Source organism: Variovorax sp. J31P207 (genome assembly GCF_030316965.1).
Taxonomy (GTDB): Bacteria; Pseudomonadota; Gammaproteobacteria; order Burkholderiales; family Burkholderiaceae_C; genus Variovorax; species Variovorax ginsengisoli_B.
Genome location: NZ_JASZYN010000011.1, coordinates 182645 through 203974, shown reverse-complemented (window position 1 = coordinate 203974; position 21330 = coordinate 182645). Strand labels below are relative to the sequence as shown.

General features: G+C 69.6%; 12 protein-coding genes. 4 read left to right on the top strand and 8 right to left on the bottom strand.

The window, feature by feature from the left end; all coding sequences use genetic code 11:
- Positions 1-81 precede the first annotated feature (81 nt).
- Positions 82-1227, top strand: a complete 1146-nt coding sequence (gene opgC / locus QTI68_RS30340) for an OpgC domain-containing protein (protein WP_286526905.1) — start codon at positions 82-84, stop codon at positions 1225-1227.
- Here the strand turns inward: opgC and QTI68_RS30335 are convergent.
- From QTI68_RS30335 to argH, 5 genes are all read right to left on the bottom strand, one after another.
- Positions 1204-1968, bottom strand: coding sequence for an SGNH/GDSL hydrolase family protein (locus tag QTI68_RS30335; protein ID WP_286526904.1), 765 nt, complete (start codon positions 1966-1968; stop codon positions 1204-1206). The two genes, opgC and QTI68_RS30335, sit on opposite strands and share 24 nt — an antisense overlap.
- Before the next feature lie 96 nt (positions 1969-2064).
- Positions 2065-3438: a UDP-glucose dehydrogenase family protein gene (locus QTI68_RS30330; RefSeq protein WP_286526903.1), complete on the bottom strand. Its 1374-nt coding sequence runs from the start codon at positions 3436-3438 to the stop codon at positions 2065-2067.
- Positions 3439-3442: 4 nt separating this feature from the next.
- Entirely contained in the window at positions 3443-4414 is a 972-nt protein-coding gene (locus QTI68_RS30325) for a UDP-glucuronic acid decarboxylase family protein (protein WP_286526902.1), read from the bottom strand.
- Positions 4415-4436: 22 nt separating this feature from the next.
- Entirely contained in the window at positions 4437-5279 is an 843-nt protein-coding gene (locus QTI68_RS30320; RefSeq protein WP_286526901.1) for a glycosyltransferase family 2 protein, read from the bottom strand.
- Positions 5280-5453: 174 nt separating this feature from the next.
- The gene (argH, locus tag QTI68_RS30315) at positions 5454-6851 is read right to left on the bottom strand and encodes an argininosuccinate lyase (RefSeq protein ID WP_286526900.1); all 1398 of its coding nucleotides are present in this window, start codon (positions 6849-6851) and stop codon (positions 5454-5456) included.
- Between the two features lie 49 nt (positions 6852-6900).
- On the opposite strand from argH, the gene QTI68_RS30310 reads away from it, so the two are divergent.
- From QTI68_RS30310 to QTI68_RS30300, 3 genes are read left to right on the top strand one after another with little or no spacing between them, the layout of a single operon-like run.
- On the top strand, positions 6901-7989 hold the full coding sequence (locus tag QTI68_RS30310; protein WP_503011763.1) for a sensor histidine kinase: 1089 nt from the start codon (positions 6901-6903) through the stop codon (positions 7987-7989).
- Between the two features lie 2 nt (positions 7990-7991).
- Positions 7992-8741: a LytR/AlgR family response regulator transcription factor gene (locus QTI68_RS30305; protein ID WP_286526898.1), complete on the top strand. Its 750-nt coding sequence runs from the start codon at positions 7992-7994 to the stop codon at positions 8739-8741.
- The gene (locus QTI68_RS30300; protein WP_286526897.1) at positions 8738-9901 is read left to right on the top strand and encodes an AI-2E family transporter; all 1164 of its coding nucleotides are present in this window, start codon (positions 8738-8740) and stop codon (positions 9899-9901) included. Before QTI68_RS30305 ends, QTI68_RS30300 begins: the two co-directional genes overlap by 4 nt.
- 12 nt (positions 9902-9913) lie before the next feature.
- On the opposite strand, the gene QTI68_RS30295 is transcribed toward QTI68_RS30300, so the two are convergent.
- From QTI68_RS30295 to ppc, 3 genes are all read right to left on the bottom strand, one after another.
- Positions 9914-18082, bottom strand: coding sequence for a glycoside hydrolase family 94 protein (locus QTI68_RS30295; RefSeq protein WP_286526896.1), 8169 nt, complete (start codon positions 18080-18082; stop codon positions 9914-9916).
- Positions 18079-18297 (bottom strand): hypothetical protein, encoded by a 219-nt coding sequence (locus QTI68_RS30290; RefSeq protein ID WP_286526895.1) that lies wholly within the window; start codon positions 18295-18297, stop codon positions 18079-18081. The genes QTI68_RS30295 and QTI68_RS30290 overlap by 4 nt, the downstream gene beginning before the upstream one ends.
- A 152-nt stretch (positions 18298-18449) precedes the next feature.
- On the bottom strand, positions 18450-21296 hold the full coding sequence (ppc, locus tag QTI68_RS30285) for a phosphoenolpyruvate carboxylase (protein ID WP_286526894.1): 2847 nt from the start codon (positions 21294-21296) through the stop codon (positions 18450-18452).
- Between the last annotated feature and the right edge of the window lie 34 nt (positions 21297-21330).

Below are 21330 nucleotides of genomic sequence, written 5' to 3'. Positions count from 1 at the left end.
GTCCGGCCAGAGGCCCGTTCCTTACAATTCGGGGCTCGTCGTGCGGGTCTCGCGCGTACCGCTCACAGATCACGTCGACCGATGAAACGCTACTGGGAAATCGATGCATTGCGCGGGCTCATGCTCGTGCTGATGACCGTCACCCACCTGCCGACCCGGCTGACCGACCCGCTCGGACAGCCCTTCGGCTTCGTGTCGGCGGCCGAGGGCTTCGTGCTGCTGTCGGCGTTCGTCTCCGGACTGGTCTACAGCCGCATCGCGCGGACCCAGGGCGTCGAATCGATGCGCCGGGCCTTCTGGCGCCGCGCGCTCAAGGTCTACCTGAGCCAGGCCGCGACGCTGCTGTTTCTCTTCACGGTCATTTCCGCCGTGGGGCTGCGCATCGATCAGCCGGCGGTCAAGAATCTCTTGTCGTTCTATCTGGCCAATCCGCGCGAGGGCTTCCTGTACTCGCTGCTGCTGATCTACGAGCCGGCGCTGCTCGACATTCTTCCGATGTACATCTTCTTCATGCTGCTGAGCCCCTGGGTGCTGGCCTTCGCGCTGCGCCATGGCTGGACCGGCGTGATGGTGGCCAGCGCCAGCCTGTGGGCGCTGGCGCAGTTCGGGCTCAGCGAATGGCTTTACGGCCTGACCGTGCGCCACACCGGCCTCGCGGTGCCTTTCCACGAGATGGGCGCCTTCAACGCGTTCGCATGGCAGTTCCTCTGGTTCGCCGGCCTCTGGATCGGGGCCGGCCGCAACGCGCCCGGCGCGCAGCCGCTGCGTTTTCCGCCTTGGCTGGTGCTGCTCGCCGGCGCGGCTGCGCTCTACGGATTCTGGTGGCGGCACCACGGCATCAACGGCCAGGCGCCCTTCGGCGGCGATGTCGAGCTGAACCTGCTGTTCGACAAGTGGCAGCTCGGTCCGCTGCGGCTGGTCAACCTGGCGGTGCTGGGCATCGTGGCGGTCCGCTTCGGGCCCGCCTTCATGCGGCGGATTCCCCGCCTGCAGTGGCTCGAAGACCTGGGCAGCGCGTCGCTGCCGGTCTTTTGCGCCCACCTGGTGGCGGTGCTGCTGGTGCTGGCGGTCTATGGCGACAGCCAGACGGCACGGCCCTGGTGGGGCGACGTGCTCCTGCTGGCGGCGGTGTTCGGCTGGCTCTACGGCGTCGCCCGCGCCACGCTCTGGTGGGACGGGCGGCAGAAGCCGCCGGCCCTGCCGCTATCGCGCGCCCTGGGCGACTGAGGTCCCGGTCGGCGTCGTTTCCTGCAGGTGCGAGGCGATCACCGACTGCCAGAGCCGGTAGCCCTCGTCGTTGAGGTGCAGCCGGTCGCCGCGGAACAGCTCCGGCCGGGGCCGGCCGTCGGCGGCCAGCATCGGCGTGAAGACGTCGATGTAGTCGCTGTTGGGGAGCCGCTTCAGGTAGGCGCCGATCACGTTGTTGGTTTCGCGGATGCCGGGCAGCAGCTTCTCGCGCGAGGGGCTGGGCTTGACCGAGATGTAGGCGATGCGGGTGTCGGGCAGGGCAGCGCGCACGGTGCTGGTGAACTGGGCAAAGCTTTCGAGCACCTGCAGCGGCGTACGGCCTTCGGCCAGGTCGTTGTCGCCGGCATAGACCAGGACCAGCCGCGGCCTGTAGCGCACCACGAGCTCGGATGCGAACAGGCTGCAGTCGGCCATGGTCGAGCCGCCGAAGCCCCGGTTGACGACCACCGGATGCTGGTTGAAGTCCTGCGCCAGCCGCGGCCACATGCGGATCGTGGAACTGCCGACGAAGACCACGCCGCCCGGCTCGGGCAGGTGTTCGCGGTCGGCCGCGGCAAAGGCGGAGAGGTCGCCCTGCCAGCGGGCGCGCGCGGCGCTGTAGGCGGGCGAGGGGGTGGCTGCAGGCGCCGGCGCCGCGCCGCCGGAGAGCGGCTCGGCCTGTGCCGCCAGCACGCCCGCGAACGCGAAGGAGACAAGGGCAAGGCGGGCAGCAGCTTTCATCGACACCATCAGGAAGCAACGTTCTTCGACCGGAAACCGTTGGCAGGTTCCTGCCGACGTGGGCGCAAATGGTAACGACTCGTCAATCCGGGCCGCTCACTGGCTGTTGCGGCCGATGCCCTGGTACACGATGCCGGCCTCTTTCATGGTGCCCGGCTCGTAGAGGTTGCGGCCGTCGAACACGACCGGTGTCTTCATGAGCGCCTTGAGCCGTTCGAGGTTGGGGCTGCGGTAGGCTTTCCATTCGGTGACGATGATCAGCGCATCGGCGCCGGCCAGAGCTTCCATCGGGTCCTTGGCGGAAACGAAGCGGAGGTTGTCGAGCAGCGCCGGCGCATCGGCGAAGTCCAGCTTCAGCACCCGCCGGGTCTCCTCGATCGCGATCGGATCGTGCGCCACCACCCGGGCTCCGGCGCGCAGCAGCACGTCGAGCACGACCCGGCTCGGCGCCTCGCGCATGTCGTCGGTGTTGGGCTTGAAGGCCAGTCCCCAAAGTGCGAAGGTGCGCCCGGCGAGGTCGGTGCCGAAGCGCGCCAGCACCTTGTTCGTCAGCACGCTCTTCTGGTCGTCGTTGACCGCCTCGACCGCTTCGAGCACCCGCAGCGCCTTTCCGTTGTCGCGGGCGGTCCGGGTCAGCGCCTGGATGTCCTTCGGAAAGCAGCTGCCGCCGTAGCCAGTGCCGGCGTACAGGAAGCTGTAGCCGATGCGCGGGTCGGAGCCGATGCCCTGGCGCACCGCCTCGATGTCGGCGCCGACCTGGTCGGCCAGGTTCGCCAGCTCGTTCATGAAGCTGATGCGGGTGGCCAGCATCGCGTTGGCCGCGTACTTGGTGAACTCGGCCGAGCGCACGTCCATCACGCGGGTGCGCTCGTGGTTGCGGTTGAAGGGCGCATAGAGCCGGCGCATCCAGGCCAGCGCCTCGCGGCCGTTGTCGTCATCGCGGTAGCCGATCACGATCCGGTCGGGCCGCATGAAGTCCTCGACCGCCGCGCCTTCCTTGAGGAACTCGGGGTTGCTGACGACCGAGAACCGGAGGTCGGAGCGGCCGCGCCGGTCGAGTTCCTCCTGGATCACGGCCGTGACTTTGTCGGCCGTGCCCACCGGTACCGTCGACTTGTCGACCACGACCTTGAAGCCGTTCATGTAGCGGCCGATGTTGCGCGCCGCGGCCAGCACGTACTGGAGGTCGGCGCTGCCGTCCTCGTCGGGCGGCGTGCCGACGCCGATGAACTGGACGTCGCCGAAGGCCACCGAGGCCTCGACGTCGGTCGAGAAAGACAGCCGCCTGGCCGCGACGTTCGATTCCACGACCGCCTCGAGGCCGGGTTCGTAGATCGGGATGCCGCCGGCGTTGAGGGTGGCGATCTTGCCGGCGTCGACGTCGAGGCAGAAGACGTTGTTGCCGATGTCCGCCAGGCAGGCGCCGGTCACCAGGCCGACATAGCCCGTGCCGATGATCGTGATGTTCATGCGTTCAAGCCGACTTGGGCTCCGAGAGAATCTGGTCGAAGTAGGCGATTGTCTTCTTCAGGCCTTCTTCGAGTTGCGTGCGCGGTTCCCAGCCGCCCAATGCCTGCTGCGCCAGCGAGATGTCGGGCCGGCGCTGCTTGGGATCGTCGGCGGGCAGGGGCTGCCTGACCAGCTTGCTCTTCGAGCCGGTGAGCTCGATCACCTTGTTGGCCAGCTCGAGCATCGAGAACTCGCCCGGGTTGCCGATGTTGATCGGGCCCGGCACCTCGTCGCCTGTGGCCATCATGCGCAGCATCGCTTCGAGCAGGTCGTCGACGTAGCAGAAGCTGCGCGTCTGCTCGCCGTCGCCGTAGATCGTGATGTCCTCGCCCTTCAGCGCCTGGACGATGAAGTTCGACACCACGCGGCCGTCGTTCAGGTGCATCCGCGGCCCGTAGGTGTTGAAGATGCGCACCACCTTGACGCGCAGCTGATGCTGGCGGTGATAGTCGAAGAACAGCGTCTCGGCGCAGCGCTTGCCTTCGTCGTAGCAGCTGCGCAGGCCGATCGGATTCACGCGGCCCCAGTAGGACTCGACCTGCGGATGGATTTCCGGGTCGCCATAGACCTCGCTGGTCGAGGCCTGCAGGATCTTGGCCCGCACGCGCTTGGCCAGACCCAACATGTTGATGGCGCCGTGCACGCTGGTCTTGGTGGTCTGCACCGGATCGTGCTGGTAGTGGATCGGCGAGGCCGGGCAGGCGAGATTGAAGATCTCGTCGACCTCGACGTACAGCGGAAAAGTGACATCGTGCCGCATCAGCTCGAAGCGCGGATGGTCGAGCAGGTGCTCGACGTTGCGCTTGGTGCCGGTGAAGAAGTTGTCGACGCACAGCACGTCGTGGCCCTGCTCGATGAGGCGGTCGCACAGGTGGCTGCCGAGAAAGCCGGCGCCGCCGGTGACCAGCATTCGTTTGGAGGCGTTGTATTTGCGCATGCGAGAGTCACTCCCTGGGAGGTCAGTTCGTTGGGTGCTGATGGCGTTGCTCGTACATCTTCGCGTCGACCAGCATGCGAAACCACAACGCCTGGAAAAAGGCGAAGTAGAAGCCTGTGGTGCCGTCCAGGAAGCCGAGCCGGAAAACGTAGCGGTAGACGAAATAGCCGAGCGAGCGGATGCCGGTCGGCAGCTTGTAGTACAGCTCCTTGATGAAGCGGGTGCGTTCGCGGGCGTCGCCCATCAGGCGCGGCTGGAGCACGTTGTCTCCGGCGACGCGGGGGCCCAGCTTTTCCCTGGCCTCGGCATCGCTCCAGCGGTTGTGGCTGGCGATCCAGTCCGCCAGGCGGGCCGAGTTCTTGTCGTGCATGAAGCCGTCGAGGCGGCCCGGCTTCGCGCTGCTGATGAAGTGCTGGTCGTAGAGCCGCGATTCGCACCGGCCCAGGCCCGAGCGGAACAGCCGCAGGTGCCACGGATTGACGCCACTGAAGCGCAGCATCCTGCCCATGAAATAGTCGCGGCGACGCAGCATGTAGGCATCGAAGGCGGGCTGGCCCGCCAGCAGGGCACTGATTTCAGCCACCGCGCGGTCGTCCAGCACCTCGTCGGCGTCAAGGTGAAGCTGCCAATCGCAGGTGCCCTCGACCTGGGCGATGGCCCAGTTGCGCTGGTCGCTGTAGTTGGAGAACGGGCGCTGCATGACCGTGCAGCCCAGCGCCTCGAGGATCGCGGGGGTTCCGTCCGACGAATGCGAGTCGACCACGACGATGTGTGGGCTTGCTTTCTTGGCCTGCGCCACGGTCTCGCGAATGATCGACGCGGAATTGAAGGTCAGGATGACGATGACGCAGCGGTGTTTTTCCATGGAGTTCGGCGCTTGGAAGCAGCTTCGAAGGCAGGGTTCACCCGAATTCGTAAGCGCGAAGCATGCCAAACTTTAGCACTACATTCTTACATTTAGGAACATAACTGACGGTCGACCCCCTCCGTCCATCGGCCTATTGCCGCAGGACTTCACGGTTGGCGCCCACGGTGCCTGTCAGGCCAGCCGGGCCTGGTGCCGGGCGATCTGCTGGCGCACCTGTGCCGGCGCCGTGCCGCCGAGGATGTCGCGGGCGTTCAGCGAGCCGCGCAGGCTCAGCACGTCGTAGACATCCTTCTCGATCGTCGGGTTGAAGCCCTGCAGCACGGCCAGCGGCAGCTCCGACAGATCGACCTGGTGCGAGATCGCCGCCTTGACCGCGTGCGCCACGGTTTCGTGGGCGTCGCGGAAGGGCAGGCCCTTCTTGACCAGGTAGTCGGCCAGGTCGGTCGCGGTGGCGTAGCCGCGCAGCGCGGCCTTCTCCATCGCCTCGGGCTTGACCGTGATGCCGCCGACCATCTCGGCGAAGATCCGCAGCGTGTCCTTGAGCGTGTCGACGGTGTCGAACAGCGGCTCCTTGTCTTCCTGGTTGTCCTTGTTGTAGGCCAGCGGCTGGCCCTTCATGAGCGTGATCAGCGCCATCAGGTGGCCGACCACGCGGCCGGTCTTGCCGCGCGCCAACTCGGGCACGTCCGGGTTTTTCTTCTGCGGCATGATCGAGCTGCCGGTGCAGAAGCGGTCTGCGATGTCGATGAAGCCGAAGGACTGGCTCATCCACAGCACCAGTTCCTCGCTCAGCCGGCTGATGTGGACCATGGCGAGCGAAGCGGCGGCCGTGAATTCGATCGCGAAGTCGCGGTCGCTCACCGCGTCCAGGCTGTTCTGGCAGACCCCGTCCATGCCCAGCGCCCGGGCCACCGCCTCGCGGTCCAGCGGGTAGCTGGTGCCGGCCAGCGCGGCGGCGCCCAGCGGCAGCCGGTTCACGCGGCGACGCACGTCGACCATGCGCTCGGCGTCGCGCGCGAACATCTCGACATAGGCCAGCATGTGGTGGCCGAAGCTCACCGGCTGGGCCACCTGCAGATGGGTGAAGCCAGGCAGGATGACCTCGACGTTCTTCGCAGCCAGTGCCAGCAGCGACTTCTGCAGGTCGACCAGCAGGCCGCCGATCAGGTCGATCTCGCCGCGCAGCCAGAGGCGCACGTCGGTGGCGACCTGGTCGTTGCGGCTGCGGCCGGTGTGCAGCCGCTTGCCGGCATCGCCGACCAGCTGGGTCAGGCGGGCCTCGATGTTCAGGTGCACGTCCTCGAGGTCGAGCTTCCAGTCGAAGGCGCCGGATTCGATTTCGTCGCGAATCTGCTTCATCCCGCCTTGAATAGCGGCGAGGTCCTGCACGCCGATGATCCCCTGGGCTGCCAACATGCCGGCATGCGCCAGAGAACCCTCGATGTCCGCCTGCCACAGCCGCTTGTCGAAGAACACGCTGGCGGTGTAGCGTTTGACCAGGTCGCTCATGGGTTCGGAGAACAGGGCGGACCAGGCTTCGGATTTCTTGTCGAGTTGGTTTTGAGTCATGGGAACCGTTCGGGAGGCAATAATGGGTTTGTCACCCATTGTTTCTGTGATGCGCAACCCGTCGATTTTATCGGCCACCCCTTCGGCGTCGCCAGCGACGCCCCCCGCCACGCCTTCGACCGCCAGGGCGAAGGGGCCCGCGCGTCCCGCGAGGGCCCTGTTCGACGCCTGCCAGACCGGGGTTGTACTGCGCATGGTGCTGTTCGTCGAGGTGGTGGTGGCGGTCGCCACGCTGTTCGCGGTCTCGACCCCGTCCGAATGGCTGCTGCTGGCCGCGACGGTCACCGGCGGCGCCTTGCCGGCCACGCTGACCTGGCTGCTCGCCACCTGCGCGTTGAAGCGCCTGCTGGCCCGGCTGCCGGTTCCGGGGCAGTATGCGACCGGTGCCTTGCTCGGCGCGCTGGCCGCCCTGTATGGCTGCGGCCTGCTGCGGCTGACGGGCGTGGTGGGCAACGCGCCATGGCTGGCCAGCGCGCTGGCCGGCGCCTTGCTGGCCGGGCTGATGATGGCGGCGCTGGCGCTTCGCGCCCGCGGCCAGACGCCGGCGGCCACCACGGCGCGGCTGGCGGAACTGCAGTCGCGGATCCGCCCGCACTTTCTTTTCAACACCTTGAACAGCGCGATCGCCCTGGTCCGGCAGGAACCGGCCAAGGCCGAGGCCATGCTCGAAGACCTGAGCGAGTTGTTCCGCCAGGCCTTGGCCGACCCCGGCGAGTCGGTCACCCTGGCCGACGAGATCGCGCTGGCCGAACGCTACCTGGCGATCGAGCAGGTGCGCTTCGGCGACCGGCTGCGCGTGCGCTGGGACATCGATCCGGACGCCCATGGGGCCCGCCTGCCGCCCCTGCTGCTGCAGCCGCTGGTCGAAAACGCGGTCAAGCACGGCGTCGAGCCGAGCCCCGAGGGCGCCCGGCTGCGCATCCGCACCCAGCGCCGCGGCCCGATGGTGCTGATCGAGGTCATCAACAGCCTGCCGCCGCTGCGCTGGGCCGATGCGCCGCTGCCGCGTGGCCACGGCATCGCGCTGGACAACGTGCGCGATCGGCTGCGCCTGCTGCACGACATGCAGGCGCAGTTCAGCGCCGGCATGGACGACAAGAGCTATCGCGTCCGCATCGCCATTCCTGCTGAACCATGAGCATGTCGCCTCCACTTCGCACCCTCATCGTCGACGACGAATCGCTGGCGCGCTCGCGCCTGCGCAATCTTCTGGCCGACTGCCAGTCGCCGCCGGCCGAAGTCGTCGCTGAGGCGGCCCATGGCGAAGGCGCCCTCGACCAGCTGGCCCGCGCCCGCTTCGACCTGGTGCTGCTGGACATCCACATGCCGGGCCTCGACGGGCTCGAGCTGGCGCGCCGAATCCGGGCCCGGCCGGCAGCGCCGGCGGTGGTGTTCGTGACCGCCTATGCGGCCCACGCGGTCACCGCCTTCGAGCTCGAAGCCGTCGACTACCTGACCAAGCCGGTGCGCGCCGAGCGCCTGCAGCAGGCGCTGCAGAAGGCCGAGCGCTACCTGAAGGAGCGGCGGTCGCCGGTCGCCGAGCCGCAGGACGTCTTGCTGATCCAGGACCGCGGGCGCACCGAGCGGGTGCCGCTGTCGGAGATCCTGTATCTCAAGTCGGAGCTCAAGTACCTGACGGTGCGGACCGCCTCGCGCAGCCACATCTTCGACGGTTCGCTGGCCGAGCTCGAGGAGCGCTACCCGGCCCGCTTCGTCCGGGTCCATCGCAACGCGCTGGTGGCCCGCGCGGCCATCCGCACCCTCGAAAAATACGACGACGGGGAGGACGCCGAAGGCTGGGCGCTGCGGCTCGACGGCATTCCCGAGCCGGTGATGGTGTCGCGGCGCCAGTTGTCGAGCGTGCGCGAAGCGCTCAGGGACGCCACGTGACCGAGCCCGTTGCCCCCGAGCCTGCCGCAGCGGCCGAAGCGCAGGAGCCTGACCGCCTGATGCTGCACATGCCGGTCGACGTCCGCAGCGCCTCGCTGGTGGTGCTGGCGGTGCTGGCCAGCGTCTTCGCGCTGCGCTGGGCGGCGGCGGTCTTCATCCCGCTGCTGGTGAGCCTGATGCTGACCTACGCACTCGCACCGCTGGTCGATCGCCTCGAACGCTGGAAGGTCTCGCGCTGGATCGGCGCGGCCGTGATCCTGCTCGGCCTCGGCGGTGCCTTCGGCTGGACCGGCTACACGCTGGCCGGCAATGCCGGCGAGCTGGTCGATTCGCTGCCCCTCGCGGCGCAGAAGCTGCGCCTGGCGATGCGCACCAGCACCCGCAGCGCCGATGCCAGCACGCTCGACACCGTCCAGAAGGCCGCGGCGCAGCTCGAGCAGGCGGCCGAGGAGAACTCGGCCAAGGTGGCTTCACGCAAGGGCGTGGCGCGGGTGATGATCGAGCGGCCGTCCTTCAATGTGCGCGACTACTTGTGGAGCGGTACGGTCGGGCTGATCGGCGCCGCCGGCCAGCTCACGCTGGTGGCCTTCCTGACCTTCTTCGCGCTCGGCAGCGGCGACACCTTTCGGCGCAAGCTGGTCAAGATCACGGGGCCCAGCCTGCAGAAAAAGAAGATCACGGTCCATGTGCTCGATGACATCACGGGCCATATCGAGCGCTACCTGCTGGTGCAGATCCTCACCAGCGCCTTGGTGGGCGTCGCCACCGGCCTCGCGTTCTGGGCGATCGGCCTCGAGAACGCGGCGGTCTGGGGCATCGTCGCCGCGGTCACCAACCTGATTCCCTACATCGGTTCGGTGATCGTGATGACCGCCGCCGGGCTGGTCGCTTTCCTGCAGTTCAACGGTATCGAGATGGCGCTGCTGGTCGGCGGCACCTCGCTGGTCATCCACACGCTGATCGGCAACCTGCTGGTACCCATCCTCACCAGCAAGACCAGCCGCATGAACCCGGTGGCGGTGTTCGTCGGCGTGATCTTCTGGGGCTGGCTGTGGGGCATCTGGGGCCTGCTGCTGGGCATCCCGATCATGATGGTCGTCAAGGCGGTCTGCGACCACGTCGAAGACCTGGAGCCGATCGGGGAACTCCTGGGGGATTGAGCCGGGCGCGGCTCATCCGACCTGCACGATCGCGTCCTGCGGCCACATCCGCCAGATCACCCATTCGCCGATCGCCGCCCGGTGTGTCGCCGCTGCCGTTCCTGCGTCTCCGAACCGCAGCGTGAATCGCTTGCCGGCCAGCCGCAGCGCGATCTCGAAACCCGGCCAGTGGGCCGGCACGCGCGGCGTCAGTGCGAGCTGGTCGCCGCGCACCGAGAGGCCCAGCAGGGTCTCTACCGCCGCCCGGTGCAGCCATGCGGCCGAGCCCGTGTACCAGCTCCAGCCGCCCCGGCCCGCGTAGGGTGCGGCGCTGTAGATGTCGCCCGCCATCACGTAGGGCTCGATCTCGTAGAGCGGGCCGCGCTCCGGATGGTGCGCGCGGTGCGCGGGGCTCAGTCCCTCGAAGGTCTCCCATGCGCCTTCGGTGTCGCCATTCAGGGCCTGCGCCATGAGCGCCCACACGGCGGCGTGCGCGTACTGGCCGCCGTTCTCGCGCACGCCGGGCGGGTAGGCCTGGATGTACCCCGGGTTGTTGGGCGAATGCGCGAGCGGCGGGTCCAGCAGCCGCATCAGGCCGAGGCGTTCGTCGTGCAGGTGCGACTTCATCGACGCCAGGGCCACCCCCGTGTGCGTCTGGTCCGAGGCACCGGAGAGCACCGACCAGGCCTGGGCGATCAGGTCGATCGCGCATTCGTCGTTGATCGACGAGCCGAGCGGCGCGCCGTTGTCGAAGAAGGCGCGCCGGAACCAGGCGCCATCCCAGCCGGCGGCGTGCAGCGCGGCGATCCATCCCTGCCGGGCGGCCAGCCAGCGCTTGGCGCGCTCGCCCTCGCCGCGTGCCAGCGCGAAGGGGGCGAACCGCTCGACCACGCTGCACAGGAACCAGGCCAGCCAGACCGACTCGCCGCGGCCTTCGTGGCCGACCCGGTTCATGCCGTCGTTCCAGTCGCCGGTGCCCATCAGCGGCAGCCCGTGCAGGCCGGTCGCAAGGCTCTTGTCGATCGCGCGGGCGCCGTGCTCGTAGATGCTCGCGCTCTGTTCGCTGGTGCGCGGCGGGTAGTAGGCGTCCTCGGCACCCGCGGGGATCGCCGGGCCGTCGAGAAAGGGCACGCGCTCGTCGAGCAGCGAGCGATCCGCACTGACTTCCACGTAGTGGGCGGCGGCGAAGGGCAGCCACAGCAGGTCGTCCGAGAAATGCGTGCGCACGCCGGCGCCGCCGGGCATGTGCCACCAGTGCTGGACGTCGCCCTCGGGGAATTGCCGCGCCGCGTTGACGAGGATCTGCTCGCGCAGGCGCAGCGGGTCGGTCAGCGCGAAGGCCATCGCGTCCTGCAGCTGGTCGCGGAAGCCGAAGGCGCCGCCGGCCTGGTAGAAGCCCGCCTTGGCCCAGAGGCGGCAGGACAGCGTCTGGTACACCAGCCAGCGGTTGACCATGGCGTCGAACAACGGGTCGGGGGTGCTCACCTGCAGCCGGCCCAGCAGTTCGTCCCAGAAGCCGCGCGCCTGCGCCAGCGCTTCGCCGATGTCGCGCTGCTGCCAGCGCCGTGCCATGTCGACGGCGGCTTCGGCGCTGTCGGCATGTCCCAGCATGAAGCAGAAGCTGGTGCTGGCGCCGGCCGCCAGGCTGAACTCGCCGGCCACCGCCGCGCAGGCATCGAGGCCGCTGCCGGCTCGCCCGGCCAGGCTGTCGGGCAGCTCGATGCTGCCGCGGCCGGCGAAGAACTCGCTGCGGTCGCTGGTCCATTGCGTGGCCCCGCCGAGGCCGGCGATGGCGACGAAGCCGCTGCTGCCGCCGAAGCCGGCACTCGATTCGCGCTGCTGGCCGAACACGGCGGGCAGGTCTTCGGGCTTCCAGGTGTGGACCGTGCGCCGTTCGCCGCGGGCCGCGCCGAGCTGCCACTCGACCATCGCGACGGCGCGCAGCCGGCGCGCGCCGACGCCTTCGTTGCGCAGCTTCACCTGGACCAGCTTGATCCGCTCCTCGCGATCGGCGAAGAAGGTGGTCTCGAGCACCACGTTGCGGTGCAGGCATTCGAACACCGTGTAGCCCTGGCCGTGCCGCACCCGATGCCTGGCCGCGGCGCCGCCCCGGCCGGCCGGCGTCAGCGGCAGCAGTTCGCGGCTGTCGAGATCCTGCAGCAGGTAGTGCTCGAAGGCCGGGTCCTGGACCGGATCGTTGGACCAGGGCGTGACCTGGTGCAGGCGGCTGTTGGTGGCCCAGGTGTAGCCGGTGCCGGCTTCGGAGACCTGGAAGCCGAAGCTCGGGTTGGCAATGACATTGACCCAGGGCCGCGCGGTGCGGCGATTGACGTCGACCTCGAAGCGGAATTCCCCGCTCTGCGCATCGAAGGCGCCCTGCGGCGCGGTCGCCGCGTCGGCCATGTGCGCCATCGCGGGAAGCCGGGCGATCGCCAGCGCCGGGCTCGCCGCCGCGCCTTCGGACGGTGGGGCCGCCGATTCGCGCAGTGCCGCCACCTGGGACTCCAGCGTGCGCCCGTCGGCCGTGAAGACGGCCCGCGCCAGGCTCGACAGCGCGGCCTTTTCGGCCGGCGTCAGTTCGGCGTCGCGCAGCAGGTAGAAGCCGGCCGCATCGTTGCGCGGGAAGCTGTTCTGAGTCTGCTGCGCGACCCGGCTGCGCAGTGCCTCGATGTCGCGCTGCAGCGGCATCAGGTAGGAATGGGGCTCGCCGTTGATCACCACCAGGTCGCAGGCGACGCCGCCGAAGCCCCACCAGGGCTGGGCCCGCAGCAAGGTGTCGACCAGGCCCATGCCGGCCATCGAATGGATCGTCACGAGCACGATCGGCTTGTCGCCCGAGATGCCGAAGCGCCAGATCTGGCGCAGGTCGATCAGGCCACGGTCGCGCATGGTGCGCGGCGTGGTGTAGGTCAGGATGGTCGTGAGGTCCTGCAGCGCGAGGTTCTTCGCCGGGTCGATGCTGAGGTCGCGCAGCCGCACCTGCGCCAGGGTGGCGGCCATCCGGGTCGCGCGCTCCACGTGCATCGGCTGCAGGTAGCGGTCGATGCAGGGCATCAGCGCCTCGATGCTGTCGCCGGCCGCGGTCGCGAAGGTCAGGCGCGCGCTGGCGCCCGGCGCGATCGACAGCGTGACCCGCAGGCAGGCGATCGGGTCGAGCCCGTTGACCGGCGTGCCGTCGGCGGCCAGCGGCTGGGCGTCGAGCGCGGGCTCGGCCAGCGTGCGGTTGCGCCCGATGAAGGCGCGGCGGTCGGTCATGCAGTCCACCGCCAGCACCTGCGCATCGACCGCGGCGACGAAGTGCGCGGCGGCCACCACCGGATCGCCGTGCAGGCGCGGCTTGCGTGCCATCAGCAGTGCGCGCCAGCCCGGCTCCCAGCGGCTCTCGACGAACAGGTTGGCGAAGGCCGGATGGGCCTCGTCCGCCTTCGGGTTCGACAGCACCGGCTCGAAGTACGAGATCAGTTCGAGGATGCGGGCCTCGCTGCCCGTGTTGTGCAGTTCGACCGTGCGCAGCTCGGTGTCGTCCTCGGGGCTGATCAGCACCGTGGTTCGCGCCTGCAGGCCCGGGCCGCTGGCTTCGAACTGCACCTGGTCGGCCAGGAAGCGCGCGCGGTAGCGCCAGTCGGGGCCCGGCGCCGGCAGCGCGGTCAGCGAGGCCAGCGCGTGGGTCTGCGTGTCGCGCACATAGAAGAAGCTGCCGTAGCCGTCGCGCAGCGGATCGTCGCGCCAGCGGCTGACGTTGAACGAACGCCAGCGGCTGACGCCGGCGCCGTTGGCGCGCAGCGCCACCGTATAGCGGCCGTTCGACAGCAGGTGGGTCGGCTGGAAACCGGCACCCATGGGATCGACCGTGCGCGGCTGGAACACCGGCGCCGCCTCGCCGGTGGCCGGCTCGGGCGGCGTGCGCGGATCGGCGCTGCCGATGATCTGGCGCGGCGTGCGCTCGTGCAGCAGGGCGGCGTGCGCCTGAACCAGCGGCGCGCTGCCGAACCAGCGCCGCGCCGCGCCGCCGCGCACCGCGTTGCACAAGGCCACCAGCGACATGCCCTGGTGATGTGCCATCACGTTGCGCACCACGGTGAAGGCCTGGCCTTCGGTCTGGCGCGAGACCGTGAAGTCGACCGCGTCGTAGAAGCCGAACTCGCCGCGCGCCCCGAGCGATTCGAGCCGGCGCAGGTTGGCGACCGCGTCGACCGGTGCGATCGCCGCCGCCATCGCGCTGGCATAGGGCGCCACCACGCGGTCGGCCGGCGGCGTGCGGCGCAGCGCGAGCCGCGGCACGCCGAAGGGCGAGTACTGGTAGGCGAGCGAATGGTCCTGCGCGAAGTAGGCGGATTCGGAGACGCCCCAGGGCAGGCCCTGGGCGTTGCCGAAGACCTGCTGCTCGCCGATCGCGGCGCGCATCGCGACCTCGAGCAGCCCGCCCTCGGGCTCGGCCATCACCAGCGTGGGCATCAGGTACTCGAACATCGAACCCGACCAGGACTTGAGCCCGGGCAGCACGCCGACCGACAGGAACGGCCGCCCGAGCGCCATCCAGTGGCGCCGCGGCACGTCGCCCTTGGCGATCGCGAGGAAGCTCAGCAGGCGCGCCTCGGAGGCCAGCAGGTCGTAGTAGCTGGCATCGAGCAGGTTGTCGTCGACCCTGAGCCCGATGTGGAACAGGTGGCGCTTGGTGTCGTAGAGCCCGCTGAAGTCCATCCCGGCGCAGAGGGTCTCGCAGCGCACGGCGAGCGCCTCGAGCGCCGCGGCTGCGGATCCGTCGCTGCTTTCGGCGGCGAAGCCGCGGCAGGCCTGTGCCACGGCGATCAGGTGGCCGGCGAGGTTGCCGCTGTCGACACTGGACACATAGGCCGGCGGCAGCTTCTGCAGGTTCCGGGTGTCATACCAGTTGTAGAGATGGCCCTGGTGCTTGTCGAGCCGGTCGATGGCGTCGAGCGTGGCGGCCAGCCGCCCGGCCAGCGCCGGGGTGCCGATCCAGCCGAACTCCCGGGCGCAGCAGCAGGCCAGCAGGTACATGCCGATGTTGGTCGGCGAGGTGCGGTGCGCGAGGGTCGGCTCGGGCTCGAGCTGCAGGTTGTCGGGCGGCAGGTGATTGTCGTCGGGGCCGACGACATGCTCGAAGAAGCGCCAGCAGTCGCGTGCCAGGGTCTCGAGATAGCGCTGGTGCTCGGGTTCGAGGTCGCTCGCGGAACCGGTCGGTGTGCGGCTGCTCCACCAGGCCGCCAGCGGGGCCAGCGCCCACAGCGCGAAGAGCGAGGCGCCGAGCCAGGGGTGCGGGCTCCGGAGCGATGCCAGCGCGAGCGCGATGCAGGCTGCGCTGGTGAGCGCCGAGCCGCGCACGAAATCGCTCAACGCGTAGCGTGCCTGCGCCTGGGCCTGCGCGGCAGTGGTCCATTCGAGCAGATGCCGCCGGCTGGCCAGCAGCCTCCATGCGGCCCGCGCGCTGGCGTCCAGAAGCAGGCGTGCCTGCGCCGCCAGCTGCACGAACTGCCAGCACGCGCCGGCCATTGCGCGCAACAGTTCGGTGCCGCCGACATCGAAGAAATGCGGCAGCTCGATCGAGCGCCGGGTCGGCACCAGTCCCGCCACCGCCCCGAGCAGCGGGCCGAGCACAAGGGCCGATGCCACGGCGGCGAACGCCCACGACAGCGGCAGGGCGTCCGTGAAGAGGACCCAGGCGAGCAGCGCCGCCGAGGCCGGCACCACCAGGGCGCGTCGCAGGTTGTCGCTCATCTTCCAGAGCCCGAGTGCGTCGATGCCGAAGCGCCAGGGGCGCAGCATCAGCGGCAGCAGCTGCCAGTCGCCGCGGGTCCAGCGATGCACGCGCGAGGCGGCCACGCCGGCGTGATGCGGATGGTCCTCCACCAGCACCAGGTCGCTCACTACGGCGCAGCGCGCCACCGTGCCTTCGAGCAGGTCGTGGCTCAGCACCGCGCCGTCGGGCAGCCGGCGGTCGAGCGTGGCGTGCACCGCCTGGACGTCGAGCAGCCCCTTGCCGGTGAAGGAACCGGTGCCGAAGACGTCCTGGTAGATGTCGGAGGCGCTGTTGCTGTAGGGGTCGAGGCCGCACTGGCCGGCGAACATCCAGTGAAACGGGGAGCGCTCCTCGCGCTCCGGGATCGGTGTGACGATGCGCGGCTGAAAGATGCCGAAGCCGGCCGTGACGCGCCGGCCGGCGGGGTCGGTCTGCGGCGCGTTCAGCGGGTGCGCCGCCACCGCCACCAGCTCGCGCAGCGTGCCGGGGGGCAGGCCGGTGTCGCTGTCGAGCGTCATCACGTAGGGAATGCGGTCGGCGAGCCCGGCGCCGCCGGCTTGCGCGACGAAGCCGCTGGCGTCGCCGGTGGCCAGCAGGCGCAGCAGCATCTCGAGCTTGCCGCGCTTGCGCTCCCAGCCCATCCACCGCTGCTCGGTCTCGGACCAGGTGCGCGGCCGGTGCAGCAGCAGGAAGCGCGCGCCGGTGGCGGGATAGGTGTCGTTGAGCGCGCCAATCCGGCGCAGGGCGTCGTCCAGCAGCAGCGAATCGGCGGGCATCGACGCCTGGTCGGCATCGGACCAGTCGGTGAGCAGCGCGAACTGGGCCTGGTCTTCGCGGTTGGCGAGCCAGTGCAGCTCGAGCCGCCGGGCCAGTTGCGCGTTCGCCTCGATCGAGCTCAGCATCGAAGGCACCACGACCAGCACGCGGTGCGCCGGCGGAATGCCGTCGGCGAATTCGAGCCTTGGCAGGGCCCGGACCCGGGTCGATTCCGCGACGATGCGGTGCACCAGCGCGATCACCGCTTCGGACAGCGGCCAGGCGAGCAGCACCAGCGCCACCACCGAGGTCCAGCCGGCGTCGGGCCAGCCGTTGCGGTTCAGGCCGTGGACCGCGGCGGCCAGCAGCAGCGAGGTGCCGGTGGCGATGGCCGTCAAGTAGAGCGCCAGGCGCCAGTTGCCGGGCTGGCGGCGGCGCCGCACCGCCGCGGCCTTGCCATCGCTGCGTGCCGGTGCGAGCGCGGCGACCAGTTCCGGGCGGCCTTCGCCGAACAGGTAGTAGCCGGCCGTCCGTTCGGCGCTCGACCCGCGGGCCGGCTGCGCGACGTCGGGGACGTTGGCATCGGCGGCGGCCTGCAGCGCCAGGCCGACAACGGCCTGTGCCACCTCGCGCTCCGTTTGTCTGGTGCTTCGCGCCACCTGTTCCATCGCCTGCGTGATCTGCTGGCGCGTGAGTTCGCTCTCGCGGCCGAAGCTCGGCAGCTCGCGCAGCACCCGCAGCGAGCGGCTCACGGGCTCGATCAGGTCGGCCCAGTCGACCTGGCCGATCATGCGCAGCGTCGTGATGATGTTGCCGACCGTGAGGTTGGCCGCCGCCTGCGCGGATTGGGCATCGGCGATCAGCGCCGGGCCGTTCGGGCAGTGCTGCTCGCACCACTTGACGAGCGCGGGCGGATGCTCGCCCTGCTCGACCGGCAGCCGCTGCCATAGCTGGGTCAGGTAGCTGTCCTGCATGCCGCGGCTCTGCAGTGCGCGATACAGCACGTCGAGTTCGTGCGACGACAGCGAATCGGCCGCGTCCCAGGCCGCGTGCGCCACTTCGCGCGCGACCTTGTTCTCGGCGATGCTTTCGGCGACCCGGCGCAGGTTCTCGAGCAGCACCACGCGCAGCGTGGTCGGCAGCGCCCAGAGTTCGCCGAGCGTGAGCTCGTCGATGTCCTGGTAGGCATCCAGGAAAGCCGTGAACAGCGTCTTGTTGAGGACGCTGTCGGTGTGCGCCACGTAGGCCCAGGCGATCCCGTAGACACGCGGCAGCCCGGCCAGCGGCGGCGCCGCGAGCTTCGGCAGGCGCGCGTAGTAGCGGCGCGGCACGCCTTCGCGGATCTGCTGCAGCTGCGCCTCGACCAGGTGGAAGTTGTCGAGCAGCCATTCGGCCGCTGGCGACACATAGCGCCCACTCTGCGAGATCAGCGCGATGTAGTCGTAGGCGCTGCGCAGCGACTCGAGGTTCTTGTCGACCCTCGGAAAGAAAGGGTTGCCGTCGCCGCGCGCGTCCGCGGACTGCACCGCCTGCGCCCGCGCCAGGCTGTGGCCGTGCTGTGCGAAACGCTGGGCGCCGAACAGCTCGGCGCGGATCGGGGCCTCGACCGGCTCGTGCGGCCCGAGCAGGAGTGCGCGTGCGTACTGGCTGAGGGTGTCGAGCCGGTCGACGACCGCCGCGGCACTCAAGCGAAGGCGAACAGTCCGATGGCGAGCACGCCGGCCACGCAGGCCATGGTCACGATGCGGCCAGCGGCGACGGATCGCACCTGCTGCAGATGGCTGCGGACCGCGAACCATCGTCCCTGGGCCCGTGCGCAATGCCGCATGTGCGAAGCCAGCGCGTCGAAGTCGCCGCTGACGAAGTCGATCGGGGAACGGACAAGCGATTGCGAGGATGACATGGCGGAGTTTTCCTGTGAACGACCCTGAAGCCGCCGCGCGATTGCGAGAGCTGTGAACGTGCGGGTCAGGGTACTCCCTCTGCCATGGCCTTTATTTCCGCTTGGCCGTGAATGGGTGTAGGAGATCGCGGACAGTGTCCGCTCGCGCCAGTTCAGCCGGTGTTGCGCAGGCCCGCCGCCACCCCGTTGATCGACATGTGGATGCCCTTCTGCAGCCGCTCGTCGACCTGGCCCGCGCGGTAGCGGCGCATCAGCTCGACCTGCAGGTGGTGCAGCGGATCGATGTAGGGGAAGCGGTGCCGGATCGAACGCTGCATGTCGGCGTTGCCTTCCAGGCGCTGCCTGGCGCCGGTGATCAGCGTCAGCGCGTCGGAGGTGCGGTGCCATTCGGCCTCGATCATCGAGAACACCTTCTGTCGCAGCTTCTTCTCGGCCACCAGCTCCGAGTAGCGCGAGGCCAGGGCCAGGTCGCTCTTGGCCAGCACCATGTCCATGTTCGACAGCAAGGTGCGAAAGAAGGGCCACTGCGCGTACATGCGCTGCAGCAGCGCCTGGCGTTCCTTGCGCGCGGCCGGGTTGGCCGCCTGCGCGAGGAAGCGCTCGATCGCCGAGCCGAAGCCATACCAGCCGGGCAGCGTCAGGCGGCACTGGCCCCAGCTGAAGCTCCAGGGTACGGCGCGCAGGTCCTCGATGCTGCGGCTCGGATTGCGCGAGGCCGGGCGCGAGCCGATGTTGAGTTCGGCGATCTCGCGGATCGGCGTGGCGCTGAAGAAGTAGTCGCCGAAGCCGGGTGTGTCGTAGACCAGTGCGCGGTAGGCGGCCATGCTGGCCGCCGACAGTTCGGCCGCCGCGGCGACGAAGGTGGCGGGCGCGGCCTTGGCGGTCGGCAGCAGCGTGGCCTCGAGCGTCGCGGCCACCAGCGTCTCGAGGTTGCGGCGGCCGATCTCGCTGTTGGCGTACTTCGAGCCGATCACCTCGCCCTGTTCGGTCAGCCGGATCTGGCCGCGCACCGTGCCCGGCGGCTGCGCGAGGATCGCCTGGTAGCTCGGACCGCCGCCGCGCCCCACGGTGCCGCCACGGCCGTGGAACATCCGCAGCCGGATCGCCACGCCGCTGTGTGCATTGAGGTCGTCGAACAGCGCCACCAGCGCCAGCCCGGCGCGGTACAGCTCCCAGTTGCTGGTGAAGATGCCGCCGTCCTTGTTGCTGTCGCTGTAGCCCAGCATCACGTCCTGCTCGGCGCCCGAGCGCTGGATCAGCGCGTGGATGCCCGGCAGCGCGTAGAAGGCGCGCACGATCGGCGCCGCGTTGCGCAAGTCCTCGATGGTTTCGAACAGCGGCACGACGATCAGGTCGCAGGTGGCGTTGTCGGCGAGCGTGCCGCGCAGCAGGCCCACTTCCTTCTGGAGCAGCAGCGCCTCGAGCAGGTCGCTCACGGTCTCGGTGTGGCTGATGATGTAGTGGCGGATCGCCGCGGCACCGAAGCGCGCCCGCGCGGTGCGGGCGGCGGCGAAGATCGCGAGCTCGCTCCTGGCGAGCGCGGAGTAGTCGGCGTCGGGCACGCGCAGCGGCCGGGCGTCGTCGAGCAGGCGCAGCAGCAGCGCCTGCTTGTCCTCCTCGGACAGCGCGGCGTAGGCGGGCTCGATGCGTGCGGTGGCCAGCAGCTCGGCCACCACCGCCTCGTGCTTGTCGGAGCTCTGGCGCAGGTCGACGGTCGCCAGGTGGAAGCCGAACACCTCGACCGCCCGGATCAGCGGATGCAGGCGCGGCGCGGCGAGCACGCTGCCGTGCTTGTCGGCCAGCGACTCCTCGATGGTGTGCAGGTCGGCCAGCAGTTCCTCGGCCGTGGCGTAGGGGTTCTGCGGCCGCACCGCGTGGCGCGCGGCCTCGCCGCCCGTGAGCTCGCGCAAGGTGGCGGCGAGTCGCGCGTACATGCCGGTCAGCGCCCGGCGGTAGGGCTCGTCGACCCGGTGTTCGTTCTTGTCGGGCGAGCGCTCGGCCAGCGCCTGCATCTCGATCGAGACGTCGACCAGCCCGGCCGACAGCGACAGTTCGCCGCCGAGGTAGTGCAGTTCGGTGAGGTAGTGGCGCAGCGCCAGTTCGCTCTGGCGCTTGAGGGCGTATTCGAGGGTCTCGGCGGTCACGTTGGGATTGCCGTCGCGGTCGCCGCCGATCCACTGGCCCATGCGCAGGAACGGCGCCACCGCGGGCACGCTGCTGCCATGGGCCAGGGCCTTCTCGAGCTCGGCATAGACGCGCGGAATCTCGCGCAGGAAGGTCGCCTCGTAGTAGCTCAGCGCGTTCTCGATCTCGTCGGCCACGGTGAGCTTGGAGAAGCGCAGCAGGCGGGTCTGCCACAACTGGGTCACGCGGGTGCGCATCTGGCGTTCGTTGTCGGCGTACTCGATCGGCGTCAGCGCGTCCTTGCTTCCGGCGAAGGCGCGCTGCCGCAGCGCGATCTCGTCGCGCGCCGTGAGCAGCTGCGCGATGGCGCGCTCGGCGTCCAGGATGCTCTTGCGCTGCACTTCGGTCGGGTGCGCCGTGAGCACCGGCGAGACATAGCTGTGGGCCAGCGACTCGACCACCGCCTCGGGCTTGATGCCGGCCTTGCGGATGCGCGCCAGCGCCGTCTCCAGGCTGCCCTCGGCGCTCTCGCCCGCGCGCTCGGCCTCGGTGCGGCGGCGGATCTGGTGCCGGTCCTCGGCCAGGTTGGCCAGGTGGCTGAAGTAGGTGAAGGCGCGGATCACGCTCACGGTCTCGGCCGCGCTGAGCCCTTTCAGCAGGTTTTTCAGGGCCCGGTCCGCGGCATGGTCGGCATCGCGCCGGAAGGCCACCGACAGGGTGCGGATCTTCTCGACCAGCGCGTAGCTCTCGTCGCCTTCCTGTTCCCGGATCACATCGCCCAGGATGCGCCCGAGGAGCCGGATGTCGGCAATCAGCGGCAGGTCTTCGTCACGGGTCCGGCGCTTCGCGGCAACCGGTGCGGGGCTCGTCTTCATTCGAAACTTCTCCTCGGGGACTGGGGATGCGCCG